Origin of the sequence: Fusibacter sp. A1 (assembly GCF_004125825.1) — a bacterium.
Classification (GTDB): domain Bacteria; phylum Bacillota; class Clostridia; order Peptostreptococcales; family Acidaminobacteraceae; genus QQWI01.
The window spans coordinates 368,800-388,918 of record NZ_QQWI01000001.1 but is presented as its reverse complement, the minus strand read 5'-3'; the positions used below and the strand labels follow the sequence as shown (position 1 = coordinate 388,918).

18 protein-coding genes are annotated in these 20,119 nt (G+C 45.5%); 16 read left to right on the top strand and 2 right to left on the bottom strand.

Annotation, left to right across the window (positions count from 1 at the left end; all coding sequences use genetic code 11):
- The first annotated feature begins 474 nt into the window (after window positions 1-474).
- From DWB64_RS01685 to panD, 4 genes are read left to right on the top strand one after another with little or no spacing between them, the layout of a single operon-like run.
- Window positions 475-1,311 (top strand): Rossmann-like and DUF2520 domain-containing protein, encoded by an 837-nt coding sequence (locus DWB64_RS01685; RefSeq protein WP_164980171.1) that lies wholly within the window; start codon window positions 475-477, stop codon window positions 1,309-1,311.
- A gap of 5 nt (window positions 1,312-1,316) precedes the next feature.
- Complete coding sequence (gene panB, locus DWB64_RS01680; RefSeq protein ID WP_129486442.1) at window positions 1,317-2,150, top strand: 3-methyl-2-oxobutanoate hydroxymethyltransferase; 834 nt, start codon at window positions 1,317-1,319, stop codon at window positions 2,148-2,150.
- 21 nt (window positions 2,151-2,171) lie between these two features.
- Entirely contained in the window at window positions 2,172-3,020 is an 849-nt protein-coding gene (gene panC / locus DWB64_RS01675) for a pantoate--beta-alanine ligase (protein ID WP_129486441.1), read from the top strand.
- Between the two features lie 3 nt (window positions 3,021-3,023).
- Window positions 3,024-3,413 (top strand): aspartate 1-decarboxylase, encoded by a 390-nt coding sequence (panD, locus tag DWB64_RS01670; protein ID WP_129486440.1) that lies wholly within the window; start codon window positions 3,024-3,026, stop codon window positions 3,411-3,413.
- 60 nt (window positions 3,414-3,473) lie between these two features.
- Here the strand turns inward: panD and DWB64_RS01665 are convergent, their stop codons facing one another.
- On the bottom strand, window positions 3,474-4,331 hold the full coding sequence (locus DWB64_RS01665) for an FISUMP domain-containing protein (RefSeq protein ID WP_129486439.1): 858 nt from the start codon (window positions 4,329-4,331) through the stop codon (window positions 3,474-3,476).
- 202 nt (window positions 4,332-4,533) lie between these two features.
- Here DWB64_RS01665 and murB point away from each other — a divergent pair, with 202 nt between their 5' ends.
- Genes murB through yvcK form a run of 4 tightly spaced genes read left to right on the top strand, consistent with a single transcriptional unit; the run spans window position 4,534 to window position 8,087 of the window.
- Entirely contained in the window at window positions 4,534-5,451 is a 918-nt protein-coding gene (murB, locus tag DWB64_RS01660; protein WP_129486438.1) for a UDP-N-acetylmuramate dehydrogenase, read from the top strand.
- Window positions 5,452-6,195, top strand: a complete 744-nt coding sequence (locus DWB64_RS01655) for a PHP domain-containing protein (protein ID WP_129486437.1) — start codon at window positions 5,452-5,454, stop codon at window positions 6,193-6,195.
- Between the two features lie 40 nt (window positions 6,196-6,235).
- Window positions 6,236-7,087 (top strand): RNase adapter RapZ, encoded by an 852-nt coding sequence (gene rapZ / locus DWB64_RS01650; RefSeq protein ID WP_129486436.1) that lies wholly within the window; start codon window positions 6,236-6,238, stop codon window positions 7,085-7,087.
- 10 nt (window positions 7,088-7,097) lie between these two features.
- A complete protein-coding gene (gene yvcK / locus DWB64_RS01645; protein WP_129486435.1) occupies window positions 7,098-8,087 on the top strand; it encodes a uridine diphosphate-N-acetylglucosamine-binding protein YvcK in 990 nt (329 codons plus the stop codon).
- Between the two features lie 74 nt (window positions 8,088-8,161).
- Here the strand turns inward: yvcK and DWB64_RS01640 are convergent, their stop codons facing one another.
- Window positions 8,162-8,995 (bottom strand): alpha/beta fold hydrolase, encoded by an 834-nt coding sequence (locus DWB64_RS01640; RefSeq protein WP_129486434.1) that lies wholly within the window; start codon window positions 8,993-8,995, stop codon window positions 8,162-8,164.
- 240 nt (window positions 8,996-9,235) lie between these two features.
- Here DWB64_RS01640 and DWB64_RS01635 point away from each other — a divergent pair, with 240 nt between their 5' ends.
- From DWB64_RS01635 to pyk, 8 genes are all read left to right on the top strand, one after another.
- On the top strand, window positions 9,236-9,667 hold the full coding sequence (locus DWB64_RS01635; protein WP_129486433.1) for an NUDIX hydrolase: 432 nt from the start codon (window positions 9,236-9,238) through the stop codon (window positions 9,665-9,667).
- A 17-nt stretch (window positions 9,668-9,684) separates the two neighbouring features.
- Window positions 9,685-10,623: a DNA-binding protein WhiA gene (gene whiA / locus DWB64_RS01630; RefSeq protein ID WP_129486432.1), complete on the top strand. Its 939-nt coding sequence runs from the start codon at window positions 9,685-9,687 to the stop codon at window positions 10,621-10,623.
- A 1-nt stretch (window position 10,624) separates the two neighbouring features.
- Window positions 10,625-10,891, top strand: coding sequence for an HPr family phosphocarrier protein (locus DWB64_RS01625; protein WP_129486431.1), 267 nt, complete (start codon window positions 10,625-10,627; stop codon window positions 10,889-10,891).
- A gap of 192 nt (window positions 10,892-11,083) precedes the next feature.
- Window positions 11,084-12,241, top strand: coding sequence for an HD-GYP domain-containing protein (locus tag DWB64_RS01620; protein ID WP_129486430.1), 1,158 nt, complete (start codon window positions 11,084-11,086; stop codon window positions 12,239-12,241).
- Between the two features lie 114 nt (window positions 12,242-12,355).
- Window positions 12,356-13,591 carry an ABC transporter substrate-binding protein gene (locus DWB64_RS01615; RefSeq protein ID WP_129486429.1) on the top strand — a complete coding sequence of 412 codons (1,236 nt, stop codon included), beginning with the start codon at window positions 12,356-12,358 and terminating at the stop codon, window positions 13,589-13,591.
- 79 nt (window positions 13,592-13,670) lie between these two features.
- The gene (locus DWB64_RS01610; protein WP_129486428.1) at window positions 13,671-17,141 is read left to right on the top strand and encodes a DNA polymerase III subunit alpha; all 3,471 of its coding nucleotides are present in this window, start codon (window positions 13,671-13,673) and stop codon (window positions 17,139-17,141) included.
- Between the two features lie 117 nt (window positions 17,142-17,258).
- Entirely contained in the window at window positions 17,259-18,218 is a 960-nt protein-coding gene (pfkA, locus tag DWB64_RS01605) for a 6-phosphofructokinase (protein ID WP_129486427.1), read from the top strand.
- A 49-nt stretch (window positions 18,219-18,267) separates the two neighbouring features.
- Window positions 18,268-20,022 (top strand): pyruvate kinase, encoded by a 1,755-nt coding sequence (gene pyk / locus DWB64_RS01600; RefSeq protein ID WP_129486426.1) that lies wholly within the window; start codon window positions 18,268-18,270, stop codon window positions 20,020-20,022.
- Window positions 20,023-20,119: the final 97 nt, after the last annotated feature.

The following is a 20,119-nucleotide window of genomic DNA, read 5'->3' as shown; positions in this document are numbered from 1 at the left end:
TACGCACTATACCCATAATACGTGCTTATTAACATAAAAATGTAAATATGCAATGGAGGTGTTGATCTGATAATTGCTTGCGGTAAAGGGTCAAAAAAATGACAAAAAGACATGGGGGTCATGTCTTCTTGCCGCTTGGGGTATTGTGTGAAATCGGGGTAAACCGACTTCTAGGTTCAAATGTGATTATACCATTAATGAAAGCTTGATTCAAATAAAAAACCAATGTTGCTCTTTTACTTTTAAAAATTGGAACCCTGTGATAAACTTACCCTATAGGTGGTATCGTATGAGCCGCACTATACTTTCAACTTTTTTTTACAAGTACTGCTTTCAGCGTTTTGCGAGAGACAGCATAAATTGACCGATCCACTCATCTGTAGTGGAGTTTTATGCGTGCTGTGTCATAAGTTCTGATAAGTTGCTACTTGTATCTTCAAGTAGCTTTTTTTAATGCAAGGAAAAGGTGATTCCATGAAAATCGGTATTATTGGAGCTGGACGTGCTGGAATTAATATGGCTAAACTCTTCATCGAAAACGAGCACGAGGTTGCGTTTTATGACAGGTCGTCAGCGCAGCTGGAACTTGCTAAAAGTTGTGCGCCTAAGGCTAGGATAACGTCTGTCGAGGAACTGATTAGAAGCTCACAGTGGCTGGTTCTCAGCGTTCCGGACGATAAGATCGCACAAGTGTTCTCTTCATTGAAATTGGACGCTGCTACTACTGGAGTAATTCATCTAAGCGGCGCCCTCAGCGCTTCTGTCATCGGAGAATTGAATCCATCGATAAGAGTAGTAGGCATTCATCCGATAAGGGCGTTCGCAAGCGTTTACGATGACGTCTCCTTGTTTAAGGACACCTATTTCGGTGTGGAGGCTTCCTCTGAGCTGTTTGAACTATGGAAAGCCGAGCTTCCTACAATTAAAGACAGGATGATCAAGATTTCAGAAGACGATAAGGCGGTGTATCATGCGGCGGCTGTGATGGCTTCCAATTATATCGTTACCGTGCTGAACCGGTCGATCGGGCTTTATCAGAGTATCGGATTCGAAGAGGATAAAGCTACTGAGATCGCTGTCGGGCTCGCCAAGACGGCGCTGATGAATGTCGGCAGCCGGGGGGTGCGAAATGCCCAGACAGGACCACTGTTCAGGGGTGATGTCAAGACGATTGAAAAACACTTGAAGGCTTTAACCGGTAAAGATAAGGAATTTTACTTGGCACTCGCAAGAGCCACACATGAAAGTTACCAGGAGCAGTTGACCGACGAGGTGAAACTAGCGATTAAAAAACTCATAAACGAGGAGTGATGGTTATGAAAAAAAGATTTTCAAATCAATCATTTAGTTTGATGAAAACTAATGGTGAAAAAATTTCGATGATGACGGCATATGACTATTCATCGGCGAAATTATCGGACCAGGCAGGAATGGATACCTTACTTGTAGGAGATTCGCTCGGCATGGTCATGCTGGGATACGATGATACCTTAAAAGTAACAATGCAAGATATGATACACCATGCAAAAGCGGTAAGACGAGGCGCGCCCGAGGGCTTTATGATCGTCGACATGCCATACCTCAGTTATCATATTTCTGTAGAAGAAAGCGTCAGAAACGCAGGAAGGCTAGTGACAGAAGCAGGTGCGAACGCCATTAAGCTAGAAGGCGGCAAACAGTTCCTACCTGCGATAAAAGCGATACTACACGCTCAAATTCCCGTGATTGGGCATTTGGGACTTACACCGCAATCTGTGAACGCATTTGGCGGATATAAAGTACAGGCAAAAGAGAAGGAAGCTGCAAAGCTGCTCCTTGAAGACGCGCTGGCGCTTCAGGAGGCGGGTGTATCTGCTATCGTACTCGAGTGCATTCCGCCTGATATAGCAAAATGGGTCAGTCAGTCGCTTGTGATACCGACGATAGGAATAGGTGCCGGCAGCGATGTGGATGGTCAAGTACTCGTGTTTCATGATGTGCTCGGCATTTACGACAAGATAAGCCCTAAGTTTGTCAAACAGTATGCTCAACTAGGCAATTTAATGAAAGAAGCATTGACGAATTACCATAACGAAGTCAAAACAGGCGAGTTTCCAAAAGAGGAACATAGCTTCAAACCAAGCGATGTCGAACTGGAAACGCTTTATTAATAAATAAAGGATGTGGATGAAGTGATCTCAATCAAGAGTATAGGTGAGCTTAAGGCATTTATAAACGAAGCAAAAGCGAACCGAAAAACGATAGGGTTTGTGCCTACCATGGGTTTTTTACATGAAGGACACCTGTCACTGATGAAAAAAGCGAAAGAAGAAAATGATCTGGTTGTCACAAGTGTTTACGTGAATCCTACCCAGTTTGGACCAGGAGAAGACTTTGACAGTTACCCGAGAGATGAAAAAAGGGATTCCCAGCTGATGGATTCTGTCGGTGTGGACGCTTGTTTCTTCCCTACGGATGAAATGATGTACCCTAGAGGGTTTCAGACCTACATCGAAACACAGGGAAGTATCGTAAAGGGACTTTGCGGTGCAAAAAGAGAAGGACATTTTAAAGGTGTCACTACGATAGTTGGAAAACTTTTTAACCTTGTCAAACCCGATAGGGCGTATTTCGGTCAAAAGGACGCACAGCAGGTCGCAGTGATCAGCCGGATGGTGGAAGACTTGAACTTTGATGTCAAGGTGGTTCCATGTCCGATCGTACGCGAATCAGACGGACTTGCGATGAGTTCTAGGAACAAATATCTGAGTGAAGAAGCCAGAGTCCAGGCGCTTTGCTTAAGCAGTGCCTTAGCTCGTGTCAAAACGTTGATCGAAAAAGGGGAACGCAGTGCGAATGTGATCGAAAAGGCCATACTCAATCATATTCTGCCGAACCGTCTTGCCAAAATCGACTATATTGAAATCGTCGATTTCAGCACGCTCGAGCCGGTGGAGGCCATCAGCGGCAAAATTTTGATAGCACTTGCTGTATATATTGATAAGACAAGATTGATAGACAATCTATATTTGGAGGTATAAGTCATGTTCATTACCATGTTTAAAGGGAAAATTCACAGAGCGACCGTTACAGAAGCTGATCTGAACTACGTGGGCTCGATCACAATCGACGAAGACCTGCTTGACGCGGCAGGAATCCTTGAAGGTGAAAAGGTGCAGATCGTAAACAACAACAATGGATCCAGACTTGAAACCTACACGATCGCAGGAGAACGAGGAAGCGGAATCATTTGTCTTAACGGAGCGGCTGCAAGACTTACACAGCCTGGAGATGTAGTCATCATCATCGCTTACGCCTTGATGACTCCAGAAGAGGCGAAGACATTCGAGCCGAACGTCGTATTTGTCAATAAGAACAACAAGATCGATGTGATCGCAGATAAGGAGCATCACGGAGATACTCACGGCTGTTAGTATCTGAACGGAAATTTGTTTATTTAAAACGAACGACTCACCATATGGTGAGTCGTTTTTTCAATCTATCGATTTTGCGGGCGGACCATAGACATACCTGACATACATCTTGCTTTCTTTTTCTTCGATGAATTTGCCGATATCGTCCCTGTTCTTCACAAGTACCCTTGAATAGACGTCACCCTCTGAGTCGTCATGCCCCGAGTCGGCCCAGTACTTGACGAATTCTCCGTAACCTTCGAACTGCGGGGTGTCGCCGCCGTACCATCCGTAAAACTCGCTGTCGAATCCGGTTTCTCCACCTGGGTGGAGCAAGAGCCCTTGGTAGGTTCCGCGTTCTTGAGTGCCTACTTCCTCGGCATCGACTTCGGTCATGCCGTATAGGTATTCAAGCCTCATGAAGTCCATATCTGTCGCAAGGTGCCAACCGTCGGGTGCGCCGCTGACAGCATCTTCGTAGTTGTAAAGCAGTCCGTTTGTTTCGGATTTGTCTTCGTAGCTGATTCCATGAAGGGGAGTACCTAGAGGACTGCTTGTTCCTCTAAAGTTTTCAGCCATCCACCACTGATCTCCGATTTTAACGATGCCGTATTCCAAACCGTCTTCTGTTGTCATGATGCCGGTTGTCGGCTCTTCGACGACAACCTCTGTAACGATCTTTTCTTCTCTTGCGTCACTGACAGTGATGATGTATCGCCCTGATGGCAGTCCCTCGCGTACGAGTTCTGTGCTTCCATCCAACCATTTTACAGCATATGGTTTTTTGCCGCCGGTGATATGGAGCGTGACGCTACCGTCTTTGGCAAGCGCCTCACTCGCATGTACCGTCGTGTCGCTAACGGCCAACTTACCCCCACAACCTGATAAGATGAACAGCATTACTATAAAAAACAACGTGACAATTAGTTTTCGTTTCATTCGTTTATCCCCTTTTATCTGATGGTTCAATTATAGAATACGGTCTCTTTGCTGGCAACGTAAAATCATATTTGTCAGAAAAGTGTAATAATATAAAAATGCTTGATTGCTTTGCTTGAATGTGCGGAGCAGTAGTGTATAATAAACGAGGTAGTTAGAGATACATAATTGCGGGTATAGGAAAACGGGTTAGGAGAAAGCCATGAATATAAATGAAATCGTACACGAACTGAAACTTAGAATCGACGACAGAAATATCAGCAGGGATGAGCAGATGAAATCGCATAGCTCGTTCAAAATAGGGGGGCCAGTAGAACTGATGATCACCCCGAGTTCTGTGGATGAGATCAAACATGCCTATAAGGTGTTAAAACGGCATCAGGTGCCGGTCACACTTATCGGAAACGGATCGAACATCCTGGTTACCGATTTAGGGATCAGAGGTGCTGTGATAAAAATCGCCGAGAAGTTCAGTGGGGTAGAAGTGGAAGGTAGTACCATAAAAGCGCAAGCGGGCGCGTTACTTTCATCTACATCAAACCTAGCGACTAGCCACGGTCTTGGCGGATTCGAGTTTGCAAGTGGAATCCCCGGAACCATAGGTGGGGCCGTATTTATGAACGCCGGAGCGTACGGTGGTGAGATGAAGGATGTTGTGGTTTCTGTAACCGCGCTCGATCAGGACTGCAATGTCATACGATTTGAAAAAGAAAATTTAAAATTTGGATATAGGGCGTCAAACGTTCAGGATTTGGGGTATACGGTACTTGAGGTGGAACTGCAGCTTCATGAGGATGCAATAGATGAGATTCAGTCAAGAGTCAACGAACTGACTGTCAAACGTACCACCAAGCAGCCGCTGCAGCTACCTTCCGCGGGATCGACCTTTAAAAGACCCGAAGGATTTTATGCAGGAAAACTTATTGAAGATGCTGGTCTTAGAGGGGTCAGATACGGTGACGCTCAGGTCAGCGATTTGCACTGCGGATTCGTCGTCAACGTCGGAGAGGCTACTTACCGCGAGGTGATCACGCTGATCAAGGTCATTCAAAAGGCTGTGAAAGACCAGTTCGATGTGGAGCTTTGTCCAGAAGTTCGTGTGATCGGTGAAGGTGCTTAAATGAAGATTAACGGTGATTACCATACCCATACCTTGTTCTCGCACGGAGTAGGTAGGATTGAAGAAAATGTGCTTGCAGCAATTGAAAAGGGCTTTGAAGTGATCGCCATCGCAGAGCACAGTTATGGACATCTGACATTCGGTGTGAAAAGGGACAAGCTCTATCAGATCAAAGAAGAAATCGATGAGCTCAATCAGAAATATCCGCAAATTCAAATCAAATTCGGTTTAGAGGCGAATATCTTGAACGTTGAAGGTGACATCGATGTGGATGAGGAGCTTCTCAGATCACTCGATTTTGTAATGGCAGGTTATCATTTCGGTTCTGTACCCAAAAAGGTCTTCAGAGACACCTGGCATCATGTGTCCAATCTGCTCTCAAAGTGGATACCCGGCTTAAGGAAGGCTTGCACTAAAAGAAACACGGTAGCCATGGTAAACGCCATGAAGCGTTATCCTCTTTTTGCTGTGACACATCCTGGTGCGAAAGGTCCGATCGATATCGACCGCGTGGCTCAAACCGCTTTTGAAGAAGGCATCCTACTTGAGATCAACGCCCATCATGGACACCTGAGTGTCGAAGAAATCAGAAGGGCGAAAGCGAAACACGCGAGATTCATCATCAATTCCGATGCACATGATCCAAGGCATGTGGGCCGTGTGGACAAAGGGATTGCAAGAGCCGTAGAGGCGGGACTTACTGAAGACGATGTTTTCAATGTGAACCGGTTAAAGAAGAACTAAGCTACAGATAGATTAGAGAAGCATAGATGAGGAGATAGCAATGGATATCAAGATAATTACCGGACTTTCAGGTGCTGGAAAATCCACGGTTATTAAAAGTCTCGAAGACATGGGGTATTACTGCATCGACAATTTACCCCCTGCGCTTATGACGCAGTTTGTCACGATGTGCGAGCAACTCAAAGACCCGATAGATAAAATCGCCATCGGCGTGGATATCAGGGGCAGAAGTTTTTTCGATAGCTTTGAAAGCGATATCGAAGATTTTTTAGCCCTTTACCCTCGGTGTCAGGTTGTTTTTTTAGATGCATCCGATAAGGCGCTTATCGATCGTTTTAAAGAAACAAGACGAACTCATCCGCTCAACCCGGAAGGTTCGATCATGGACGGAATCAATATGGAACGCGATAAGATGCATAGACTGAAATCTAAGGCCTTTATCGTTTTAGATACAAGCCATATGAACGGACGCACCTTAGGGCTGACGATTAAAAAGCAATTTTTGGGTGAGGCTGCCGCAAAGCAGATCGCCATCACGTTTCAGTCATTCGGTTTTAAAAAGGGTATTCCAATGGACAGCGATCTGGTCTTTGACGTCAGATTCTTGCCGAATCCCTATTATGATGAAGCACTAAGACCGCTTTCTGGAAACGATACTGAAATACAGGAGTATGTGTTCAAGTGGGATGAAACAAAGACGTTTTACAAAAAACTGAAGGATCTGCTTGATTTTTTAGTGCCGCAATACATAAGGGAAGGTAAAAACCAGGTAATTGTCGCCATCGGTTGCACGGGAGGCAGACATAGGTCTGTATCCATTGCCAACAAGCTGGCATCGGATTTTGAATCGGAACATTACGTATCCACGGTCAAACACAGAGATCTGAAATGAGGCAAGGAAGATGAAAAGATATCAGACAAAGGTGGTCGTAATTGGCGGAGGGTCGGGCCTTAGCGTAGTGCTAAGGGGACTTAAGCATTTTACGACGGATGTAACAGCCATTGTCACCGTCGCTGATGATGGTGGCAGTTCGGGAAAGCTTAGAGAAGATCTTGGCATGCTACCCCCGGGAGATATAAGAAACTGCATCTTGGCGCTTTCGAATGCCGAGCAAGTGATGCAGGACCTGATGCAATTCAGATTTTCAGATGGTAAACTAAAAGGCCATTCACTCGGCAATATGCTGATCGCAGGAATGGTGGGTATGACAGGTGGTATGGAAGAGGCGCTGACGAAAATCCATGAGATTTTCGCTGTGACAGGTAAGGTCTTGCCTGTGTCTCTTGACGATATCGTGCTCTATGCCAAACTTAGCAACGGGCTGATCGTCAAAGGAGAATCGAAGATACCTAAAATGGTGTCCAAATACAAGGCAAGCATCGAGCGCGTCTTTATCGAACCCCATGCGGTGAACGCGCTTGATGCAAGTGTGAAAGCCATTTTGGATGCTGATATCATCATGATCGGTCCTGGAAGCCTTTATACGAGTATTCTTCCAAACCTTTTGATCGACGATATTCAAGCGGCCCTGCTTAGGACCAAGGCAAAAAAGGTATTGGCCATGAACCTGATGACGCAACCTGGCGAAACAGACCAGATGTCGCTGATGGATCATGTGGAGACTATCATTGAACATACCAGTATTGGAATCATAGATAGCATTCTCGTCAACAACGAACATGTCGAATTCGATGTTGAACAGCGCTATAAAAGCGAAGGCGCCGACATGCTGAGGCTGACAGAAACAGACATTGCAAAGCTCGAGCTGATCGGAGTGTCTGTGATCGAGGAATCCCTGATAGAAGTAAAGGCTGGGTATATCAGACACGACGCCGACAAACTATCGGAAAGGCTGCTTGACCTGATCGACACCGTAAGATATGTAAAATAGACAAATGCCCTTGGACAAGTCCAAGGGCATTTAATAGTTTTTATCACCAATCACCAATCACCAATCATCAATCCCTAATCTTCAATCTTCCCTGTTTTCACTTCTTCTAAAAACGCCTCCACAGCTTCCCAGTACTCCAAATAGTTCTCATTGCTTGAAAGCAGTGAACTTGCACCGTGAACACCGTTTCCTTCGGGTAGGAATGCGACATTGATATCGGACTTCACCTGTTTTCTCATGTAGTTATACGCATCAGCCTCAAACTTGCCTGAGGTGAAGAATACCGGTATGGATAGTCCTTCGATGTTGTCGGCGATCATCTGGTTTGAGATCATCACGGATTCTGAGGCCGAAAACGTCAGAATACCATCTACAAGACCTGGATAATCAACACCTAGCTGCAGTGCTAGTCCGCATGAGTAAGAGCTGCCCAATACGAAAATCCGCTCGTGTGCAAAGGTCTCATCGATGTATTTCAGCGCTGCAACAGCGTCTTGATATGCATCGGTTCTTTGATTTGCGATACCTTGCTCAACGGCAAGTGCTGCGGTCTGATTGACTACGTCTTCGAAGCTTTCACCGCTTCTTAGGTCAATGGTCAGAACATTGTATCCGAGTTCCAAAAAACGAAGTGCCGATTCGCGGAACTCACCTCTGCTTGAGCCTGCTTGGTGCATCAGCAGCATGTAATCGGATGAGCTATCATGAAAATAGTAATCCGCTGTGATAACCAGCCCGTCCTGCGAAAGAATTTCTACCGTCTCATAGGGTTCTTGTTTGATTTCGACGACAGCGGCAGCCTCGCCAGATTCGGTTACATCACCAACCGAAGGTTCACTCACCTGAGAACTACATGCCGCTAAGGCGAATGTGATCCCCACTAACAATACAATCAGTTTCATATTCATATAAAATCCTCCCTAGGTGTATTCTACTAAAATAGAATGGCGATGTGTCAACAATGACAAAATTGTCTGAAAATTCAGCTTTATTATTACAAGCATTTAACAATTGTTTAGCCAATGGATTGGAATTGGTGTTCTTAATGTGCCACCACCTAGCATATCCCTATTCAATATGCTATACTATATGTAGTATATTGGGATAACTTTAGATACAGCTTATACTTTAAGGATAGGAAGGTCACTTTGAGAGAAGAAAATAGCGCGGGAGGAGTCGTGTTCTTCGGTAACACAGTGTTATTGCTGATGAAGATGAATGGCGACTGGGTACTCCCAAAAGGGCGAATTGAAGAGAATGAATTAAAATCTGAAACAGCTCTGCGTGAAGTTCTTGAAGAGACTGGAGTAAAGGCTGAGATCCTTGAATATGTGGGTGATATCCATTATACCTATAAGAACTATTGGACTGACAATCATCTAGTGGATAAGACAGTCTCATGGTACTTGATGACCACTCAGTCGATGCGGTGTGTACCGCAACGGGAAGAAGGATTCAAGGCTGCGAGATTCATCCATATGAATAAGGCGGCAAAAATCATCAAGTACGATGATGAGCGCAATATCATTGAAAAATCGATTTTAGCATATACTGCAAGATATTATAGGAACAATACTTAAAGAAGTGAGGAAGCGTCATGTCATTTGCGTCTAAAACCAAAACCCAGCTTGCGAGGCAGCTTTCCGACAACAGGCAAAGTCTGCTTGCCGAGTTGTCCGCTATCGTAAGGGTGTGCGGAACACTTAAGCTCAAGTCGGGTGGTAAGATAGATGTGCTGATTTCATCTGAAAATGCAGCGGTTGCAAGGTTGATTTTTACTTTGTTCAAAAAAATATTCAAGATACAGACCGAAGTTATCGTTAAGAAGAACTCTTCTCTAAAAAAACATCACATCTACGAGATTTATGTGGAGGATGCTCTGGATCTCTTAGCCGAGATGGGGATCATCAACAAGGAAAACGGCATCGAGATCATAGATGTCGTTCCTGAAAACATTGTGAAGAGCGATGCGGCAAAGCGCGCCTACATCAGAGGAGTGTTCTTAGGATCCGGATCGTTGAGTGATCCTGAAAAGTCCTACCATCTGGAATTTGTGACCCATAGTGAAACCTATGCCCACAGCCTGATAAATCTCATAAATAGTTATGGACTTTATTCGAAATCTGTTGTGCGAAAAAACAATTATGTGGTATATATTAAAGAGGGCGATCAAATTGTCGATGTGTTAAACATCATCGGTGCCCACCAGACTCTTCTCGCGTTTGAGAATACGCGGATTGTGAAGCAGATGCGCAACAATGTCAACCGAGTGGTTAACTGTGAAACAGCAAATCTTAACAAGACAGTGAACGCTGCGATTAGACAAGTCGAGTCGATAGCAAAAATCAGAGATGTCATGGGACTCGAATCCCTACCTGACAACTTGCGCGAGATCGCACTGCTGAGACTTGAACAACCGGAACTGAGTTTGACAGAATTAGGTCAGATGTTGTCACCACCGATTGGAAAATCGGGAATCAATCATCGCCTAAAAAAAATAGAAAAATTAGCAATGAAAATTACGGAGGGTGATTGATATGGTAAGTACACAAGTAATCATTAAGAATCAAGCAGGTTTGCATTCAAGAGCTGCAGCGGCATTTGTTCAACATACCAACCGATATGTATGTGATATCTACATCAATTATGTCGGAAAAACAGTTGATGCGAAGAGCATCATGGGTATCATTTCGCTGGGAGTCCCTTGTGGGTCTGAACTGCTTTTGACCTTTGATGGGATCGACGAGAAACAAGCGATGGAAAACATGGTTGATCTTGTAAATAATGAATTGATTGATCTATAGAATACGCGCCGTGGGCGCGTTTTTTCTATTTTTAAAGTTACATAATCTTAATAGATAAGACGAAATACACATATATTTTCGAATAAAAATTTTGATATAATTACCACGCAAAGCATACACTGTGGGTATCAAGGTCTTAAGGACCTTTTGTAATGTGAAAAGGTTGTCGAAAGTTTCGGCAGTGGAGGAGACATGTATAGAGAAATAATCATGGTCACCGTGTCCGAACTGGAAGAGGGCATGGTGTTGGCAGAAAACATCTATGATACCGAAGGAAACATCCTGCTTGCCAGCGGTATAAAACTCAGAAACACTTACATCAATAAGATTGAAGAGACACTAGTGACGACTGTAGCGATAGAAGCGTTGTTAAAGCATGAGTCGCCAGAAGAATCTCAGAGTGTTCGAATCGCCCTAATTAAAGAAAAACGTGAAAAGCGTATCATAAAGGTCCGCGAACAGGCGAAAGAGAAGCTTGAACTGGCCGTAACTGAGCTGCTTGAATCAGAAGCGGTGAACGCCCAGATCATCCAGGCGGTTGTAAAAAAAATCATCAACGACATCCTCAATTCCGATGAAGTGGTATTTCATATCGATCAGCTACGCGAGGTGGATTCCTATCTTTTCGATCACGCGATCAACGTGACGATACTGGCGATAGTGATGTCCATCCATACAGGGTTTGATAAGAACGCCTTAAGGGAGATCGCTATGGGAGCCATCCTGCATGATATCGGAAAGCTGTTTGTCGATCAAAATATACTGAACAAGCCTGAATCGTTATCTATAGAAGAGTTTTCGATGATCAAACATCACAGTAAACTCGGCTATGAAGTACTTAGACGATCAGAGGACATATCGGAACGATCTGCGAGAATCGCGCTCAACCATCACGAGCAGCACTGTGGTAGCGGATATCCTCAAGGTCTCAAGGGCGATGAGATCGATGCGTTCTCAAAAATTGTGAACATTTCTGATGTTTTTGATGCCTTGACTTCGGATAGGGTCTATTCAAAAAAAATCAGTCCTTATAGCGCGATGAACTACATTGTGGCAAAATCGGGCATCCATTTTGATCCTAAGACCGTCAAGGAGTTTTCAAGCGCTGTGGGCTACTTCTATCACGGTGCGATTGTGAAGCTGATGAACGGTGATGTGGCTGTGGTGACTGTGAGACACCGTCATAAGCCTGTTGTGAGGATCGTTCAGGATGCGGGCAACAACAAGATGCACGGTCACTTCGAAATCGACCTGATGAAGAATCCGTCGGTGAGGATTAAAGAAATCCTTGTAGCGGGTGAGTACGAGCATATGGAATACTTTAAAAGAAAGAATGAAGGCATTTCTTGACCTGATATCGGGCCGCTAGGACAACACGTTGTCCTAGCGGCTTTTTCTATTCTGTGTAGCGCGCCTGAAACGTGGTATAATAGATAGAAATAGGGGTAGGATAGGGAGATCAAAATGAAGAAACTAATAGGTTTTGTAATAGCGATAGTAATGCTGACGACAGGCTGCACCACAGGATCCAATACCGGCAACACCAACTGGGATAGAATAATCGACAGCGTGGACGGTACCACTGTCAATTTTTACATATGGACTGAGGATGACGAGGCGTTCAACTGGCTCAACACTGCGATCAAGCAGCAACTTAAGACCAAGTACAATATCACACTAAACCTGGTTGAAGCGGAGCAGGACGAGGTCTACCAGAGCCTGATGTCCGATAAGGTCAACGAACGGGCGGTTGGCGACATCGACATGCTGTGGCTTGATAAAGCTGAGTTTCAAGAATATAAGGATGCCGAGCTGCTATACGGTCCATTCGTTGAACGGATCTATAATTATCAGAGGATGATGAGTCTCAAAGCGCTTGACAACATGTATATGGAAGAAGTGCCTATCGAAGGATTCGCCGTCCCTTTCAATCAGAGCCAGATCACATTTTATTATAACGAGGACATCATCTATGATGCTCCCAAAACGCTTGACGAGCTGCTGAGTGTCGCAAAGGTGAATGAGGGGATGGTCGTCTATCCCGATCCCAAGACAGAACTCGGTGGTGCCTTTTTAAGAAGTGTGCTACTAAACTTCGCAAAGGATAAGGCCTTTGTAGAATCCGACCTCACGGAAGCTCAGCTAAGAGAGCTTGTCGCACCTGGTATGGCGTATTTAAAAGAGTTGACACCTTATCTATATGGAGGCGGAACCTCGTATCCTGAATCAGAGGAGGTCCTCGATAAGCTATTTGCCGACGGACTGCTGGTGATGACCATGAGCAACGATTTTTTACATGCTTATTACATGACCGGTGACGCGATTTATCCAGGCGGAACTAGACCCTTTGTGCTTGGTGAAGCCTCTGTCGGTCCAAAGGACTACATGAGCATCGCCATGAACGCTAAGAACAAGTCGGGCGCCATGGTTGTCATGCATGAGCTGCTTAGTGTGGAATCACAGACCGAAAAGCTGAGAAGTCGAAAATATAAGGGGCAACCGGTCTACGATATCAAGATGATCGACCAAGTTACCTCGTCCGCCATAAAAAAGGCCATGAAGAAGAAGACGGTTATCGACACGATAGCCCTGATGGAAAACAGGGTACATGATATTCCAAGCAAGTATCATGAGTTGATTTATCAAATTTGGAAAGAAACGATATTTGGACCGCAGACGTCTATGATGGACAATAACTAGGTCTGGATTCGTGAGATCATATTAAGTGAAATTAGGATAAATCGATGATTTATCCTTTTCGTTGCACAGGAGAGAAAACATGTCATTCACACACCTTCACCTACATACCGAATACAGCCTTTTAGACGGATTCGCACGTATCGACCGTCTATTTGACGAGGTCAAGAGACTTGGCATGGACAGCGTGGCGATAACGGACCACGGTGTGATGTTCGGCGTGGTCGATTTTTATAAGGCGGCAAAAAAGAACGGCGTCCACCCCATTATCGGTTGCGAAGTGTATGTTGCCGCAAGAGGGATGGACGACAAGGAAGCGGGCAAAGACAAGTCAAGCAGCCATCTTATTCTGCTTGCTGAGAATCAGAAGGGTTACCAGAACCTGATCAAGCTTGTGTCCCTTGGATACACGAAGGGATTTTACTACAAGCCGAGAATCGACAAAGAGGTGCTCAGAAACCATAGCGAGGGGATCATCGCACTCAGCGCCTGTCTTGCGGGTGAGGTGCAGCAGGCCCTGCTATATGGAAACATGGACGATGCGAAACGGTTGACGGGTGAGTATCTCGACATCTTCGGTCGTGATCATTTTTACCTGGAGCTACAGGACCATGGAATGCCTGAGCAGAAGAAAGTGAACATGGGTCTTTTAAAGCTTTCCAAAGAGATGGACTGCGCGCTTGTCGCGACAAACGATGTGCACTACCTAAAAAAATCGGATGCGACGAACCACGATGTGCTGCTTGCGATCCAAACGGGAAAAACTCTCGCAGAACCGGACCGAATGCGTTTTCCGAGCGAACAGTTCTATTTAAAGTCTCCAGAAGAAATGAAGGCGCTCTTCCACTACTGCCCGGACGCGATTGAAAATACACAGAAGATAGCGAAGCGGTGCAGGGTGGAGTTTGATTTTGACACGCTTCATCTGCCGAGTTTTCCTGTGAGTACCGGGCAGACGCCCTATGAGTACCTGCTGGAACTATGTGAAAAGGGACTCAAAAAAAGATATCCGGATGCAAGTGAGGACATAAGAAAAAGACTTGACTATGAGCTTGATGTGATCAAGACGATGGGATACGAGGACTATTTCCTAATCGTCTGGGACTTTATCAGGTATGCGAGGGAGCAGTCTATCCTTGTCGGTCCCGGAAGGGGCAGCGGCGGCGGAAGTCTTGTGGCCTACTGCCTTGAAATCACGGATGTCGATCCCATAAAATACGGACTGATCTTCGAAAGGTTCTTAAATCCGGAGCGGATCACCATGCCCGACTTCGATATCGATTTTCAGGATGACAGAAGGCAGGAAGTCATCGATTATGTGATCGACAAGTACGGTCAGGAAAGGGTCGCCCAGATCATCACCTTCGGTACCATGGCCGCACGCGCCGCCATCAGGGATGTCGGAAGAGTGCTGGGCCTTGGTTATGCCGAAGTGGACAGGGTCGCAAAACTGATTCCTTTTTCAATCGGTATAACCATCGATGGCGCACTCGAACAGAGCAGGGAGCTTAAGGCGCTGTATGACGAGAACAACAACGTCCATCAGCTGATCGATATTGCAAAAGCCCTTGAGGGCATGCCAAGGCATGCGTCCACCCATGCGGCGGGTGTGGTGATCGCAAAGGAAAGCGTCGACCATTACGTACCGCTTTACCTGCATGACAGCAGCATGTCCACCCAGTTCAACATGAACCTTTTAGAGGAACTTGGACTTCTCAAGATGGACTTTCTAGGACTTAGGACGCTTACTGTCATCGGTAACACCTTAAGACTGATAGAAGAGACCACAGGAACCGTGCTTGATTTCAGCACCCTTGGTGTCGAAGATAAAAAAACTTACCAGCTGATCGCCAGCGGTCATACGCTAGGACTCTTTCAGCTTGAATCATCGGGCATGCGAAGGTTTTTACGCGAGCTAAAGCCGACGCACTTTGAGGATATCATCGCAGGAATCTCCCTTTACAGGCCGGGTCCGATGGATTCGATTCCAAAGTATATCGAAAACAAGAACCATCCAGACCGTATCGTCTATGTGGACGACAGCCTAAAGAGCATCCTGGATGTGACTTACGGCTGCCTTGTGTACCAGGAGCAGGTCATGGAGACGGTGAGAAAGCTTGCCGGATACAGCTACGGCAGATCCGACCTTGTCAGACGAGCCATGAGTAAGAAGAAGATGGATGTCATGGAAAAGGAGCGCAAGCTCTTTATCCACGGCAAGACGGACGAGGCGGGCAATGTGGAAATTGCCGGCTGTATGAGAAACGGGATCTCTGAAAAGGCTGCAAGTGTCATCTTCGACGACATGATCGATTTTGCAAAATACGCCTTCAACAAGTCCCACGCCGCAGGTTATGCGATCATCGCCTATCAGACGGCTTACTTAAAGGCGCATTATCCTGTGGAATTTATGGCGGCCCAGATGACATCGATCATGGGGTCGCATTCCAAGGTCGCCCAGTACATCGGCGAATGCAAGGTGCTTGGCATAGAAGTGCTTCCGCCCGATGTGAGGTATTCCTATGAGACCTTCACTGTCGAAAAGGGAGCGATCCGTTTTGGTCTACTGGCGGTTAAAAATGTCGGAAGGGGCATCATCGCAAGCATCATTCAAAAACGAAAAGAAGCTGATTTTAAAGATTTCCAAGGCTTTTTAGAGGCAATCGACACAAAAGAGCTGAACAAGAAAGCGATTGAAAGCCTGATCAAAGCGGGCGCGTGCGACGGCTTTGGAATCTATAGGGCAAGACTGCTCGGCGGTTTTGAAAAGCTGATAGACGGTATCTTAAGCGAAAGAAGAAGAAATATTGAGGGACAACTTAGCCTGTTTGAAGGCCTAAATGAAACAGGAACCCAAGAAGCCAACCATGTGTTTCCAATCAGGGACGAGTTCAACTTGAACATCAGGCTCAATTTTGAAAAAGAGATGCTGGGCATCTATTTGAGCGGCCATCCGCTTGAGGCGTACGCAAAGTGGGTTGAGGCGCTACAGACCATATCCACGGCAGAACTGACAGACGAGGAAGGGCAGCCCGACTTCAAACGTGACGGTCAAAAGCATATGATCTGCGGAATGGTGGTCAGAAAAGTCGAAAAAGCGACCAAAAATGACAAGTTCATGGCCTTTGTGACGCTTGAAGACCTCTATGGTAGTTTGGAGATTATCGTTTTTCCTAGACATTACGACCAGTACTTCAACTTATTTAAGGTAGACCAGGCCCTCGTGGTTCTCGGAACAATCAACCTAAAAGAGGATGAAGCACCTAAAATGATCGCGGAAAAAGTGTATCCTTTAAATGAAGAGACCTATAAGCTGCTTTATAAACCGAAGCTTCCTTCAAAGGTCTATGTCAAAGTCGAAGTGCTTGACACCAAGGACAAGAAAGCCATTTCAGAAATAGTGGGCAGATATCCGGGGAAAGGTGAGCTGATCGTCTATGAATCGTCGAGCAAAAAGCGTATTGCGCTTAAAAATGGGGTAACTATTGATAGAAGTCTGTTGGAAGCACTGGCAGAATTATACGGGAAAGATGCGATCGCGTTAAAAAAATAGCGCTTATGGAGTGATAACAAACGTTTTCATGGGTAAATGTGAGAAGTTACAATTTACTTTTGATAACTTATTCATTACAATTAGTATGGGAAGATTTCGGCGAATAGGAGTGAATGTATGAAAAGAATTGGTGTATTGACCAGTGGTGGAGACGCTCCTGGTATGAATGCCGCTCTTAGGGCGGTGGTTCGAGTAGCACTTTACAACGGACTGGAAGTCAGTGGAATTCACCGAGGTTACCAAGGACTCCTTGATGCGGATATTGAAAATATGACGGTCTCATCGGTTGGAGACATCATCCACCGAGGTGGAACGAAGCTTCAAACCGCAAGATGCCTTGACTTCAAAACAGATGAAGGATTCAACAGAGGACTTGATGTGCTCAAGATGTACAAAATCGACGGCCTGGTGGTCATCGGTGGCGACGGATCATTCAGAGGAGCTCAAAGGCTATCGCACGCAGGCATCAAGACTGTCGGAATTCCGGCGACTATCGACAATGACCTGGCTTATACAGAATACACGATCGGGTTTGATACCGCTCTTAATACTGTCGTATCGGCAATCGGAAACCTAAGAGACACCACTTCGGCGCACGGACGGGCGAACATCGTGGAGGTCATGGGACGCCACTGCGGCGACATCGCGCTCTACGCGGGACTTGCTGGAGGCGCCGAGTCGGTAATTGTCCCAGAAATAGGTTTCGACCTTGATGAAATATGCATCAAGCTTTTAAACGGTAAACGTAGAGGCAAGGTACATAATATTATTTTACTCGCTGAAGGCGTTGGAAAGCCTTATGAAATAGCAGAAGAAATCGAATCACGCGTAGGGATAAACACACGCGTAACCATTATGGGACATCTTCAGCGCGGTGGGACACCATCAGCATTTGACAGAAACTTAGGGTCAAGGTTCGGACATCACGCAGTAAAAACATTACTCGAAGGCCGCACATCACGGGTAGTGGGCATCAAAGGTGCGCAAGTATTCGATCTCGACATAGACGAAGCCTTATCTATGGTAAAAGAGATTGATAAGGAAATGTATGAACTGGCAGATATCCTGTCAATCTAACTCACTTAAGTAATGCTTAAGGATACACGACTTATTGGAGGTCTACACCATGAAAAAGACGAAAATCGTATGTACGATTGGTCCAGCTAGTGAAAACAAAGAAGTATTCGCACAACTTGTTAAGAATGGTCTTAACGTTGCCCGTCTTAACTTCTCTCACGGCGACCACGCGGAGCATCTAGCTCGTATCAACATGATCAAAGAAGTTCGTGAAGAACTTGGGGAACCTGTGGCGATCTTACTTGATACTAAGGGTCCGGAAATCAGAACAGGCAAGTTCGGTGTTGAAGCAGTTGAACTTAAAGAAGGTCAAATCTTCACACTTACAACTGCGGATTACCTAGGCGACCAAGACAAATGTATGGTTTCTTACACAGAGCTACCAAACGATGTTGTTGTCGGTGACAAAATTCTTATCGATGACGGTCTTATCGAGCTTGAAGTTATCGAAGAGCCTACAAAGACAGATATCAAATGTAGAGTAAACAACGCCGGCGTTGTTAAAAACAACAAAGGTGTCAACGTTCCTGGCGTTAAGATCAACCTGCCTGCGATTACTGCAAAGGATACTGCGGACATCGAGTTCGGTATCGCAAACGGAATCGACTTCATCGCTGCTTCTTTCATCAGAAAAGCGGATGACGTACTTGCAATCAGAGAAATCCTTGAAAGAAACGACGCGTTCGGTATTCATATCATCTCTAAGATCGAGAACCAAGAAGGTGTCGACAACCTAGATGAGATCATCCGTGTATCTGACGGCCTTATGGTAGCTCGTGGCGACCTTGGTGTTGAGATCCCGACTGAGCAAGTGCCTTTAGCTCAAAAGACAATGATCAGAAAATGTAACGAAGCTGGAAAACCGGTAATCACTGCCACTCAAATGCTTGATTCAATGATCAGAAACCCAAGACCTACTCGTGCTGAGTCAACAGACGTAGCGAATGCTATCTTTGACGGTACAGACGCGATCATGCTTTCTGGTGAGACAGCTGCTGGTAAATACCCTGTCGAGTCAGTTGTAACGATGGCTACAATCGCTAAGGCTGCTGAAAACGCACTTAACTACAGAGAACTTTTAAGAGCTCGTGGTTCTAAAAAAGCTTGCGACGTGACATATGCTGTTTCACACGCGACAGTAGCTACAGCTCAAGATCTTGAAGCATCTGCTATCATCACAGCTACTGCTACAGGATTCACAGCAAGAAAAATTTCTGAATTCAGACCACAAGCTCCGATTATCGCAGCTTGCGTGAACGAAGAAACTAGAAGAAAACTTGCACTAGTATGGGGTATCAAGTCGATCAACATCGGCGAGCACGGTACGACAGATGAAATCTTCGAAAGTGCTTTAGACGCTTCCAAACAACTTGGATATGTCACTGAAGGCGACCTGGTCGTAATCACTGCTGGCGTTCCTGTAGGTATCGCAGGTGCTACAAACCTTATGAAAGTACACCTAGTCGGCGAAATCCTAATCAAAGGTCTTGGCATCGGTAAAAAAGTAGTTTCTGCTGAAGTTTGTGTGGCTAAGACAGCTTTTGAAGCTGCAAACCTTGTTGACGGACAAATCCTTGTCACAAACGCTACTGACAAAGACATGATGGAAGCTGTCAACAGAGCTGGCGCGTTAATCGTTGAAGAGGGTGGATACACTTCTCACGCTGCGATCGTAGGCTTAAGCCTTGGCATTCCAGTAATCGTAGGCGCTCAAAACGCGACTCAAATCTTTAAGAACGGTCAATTGATCACACTTGACTCTGATAAAGGTATTGTCTACTCAGGTAGAACTAGAGTATTATAAGAAGCAACTCATACAAGGCGACGTGCCAACAGGCACGTCGCTTTTTTTATTGCCCAGGAGTCACTTTATCCATACGGACTTCACAATCCATGTTTTG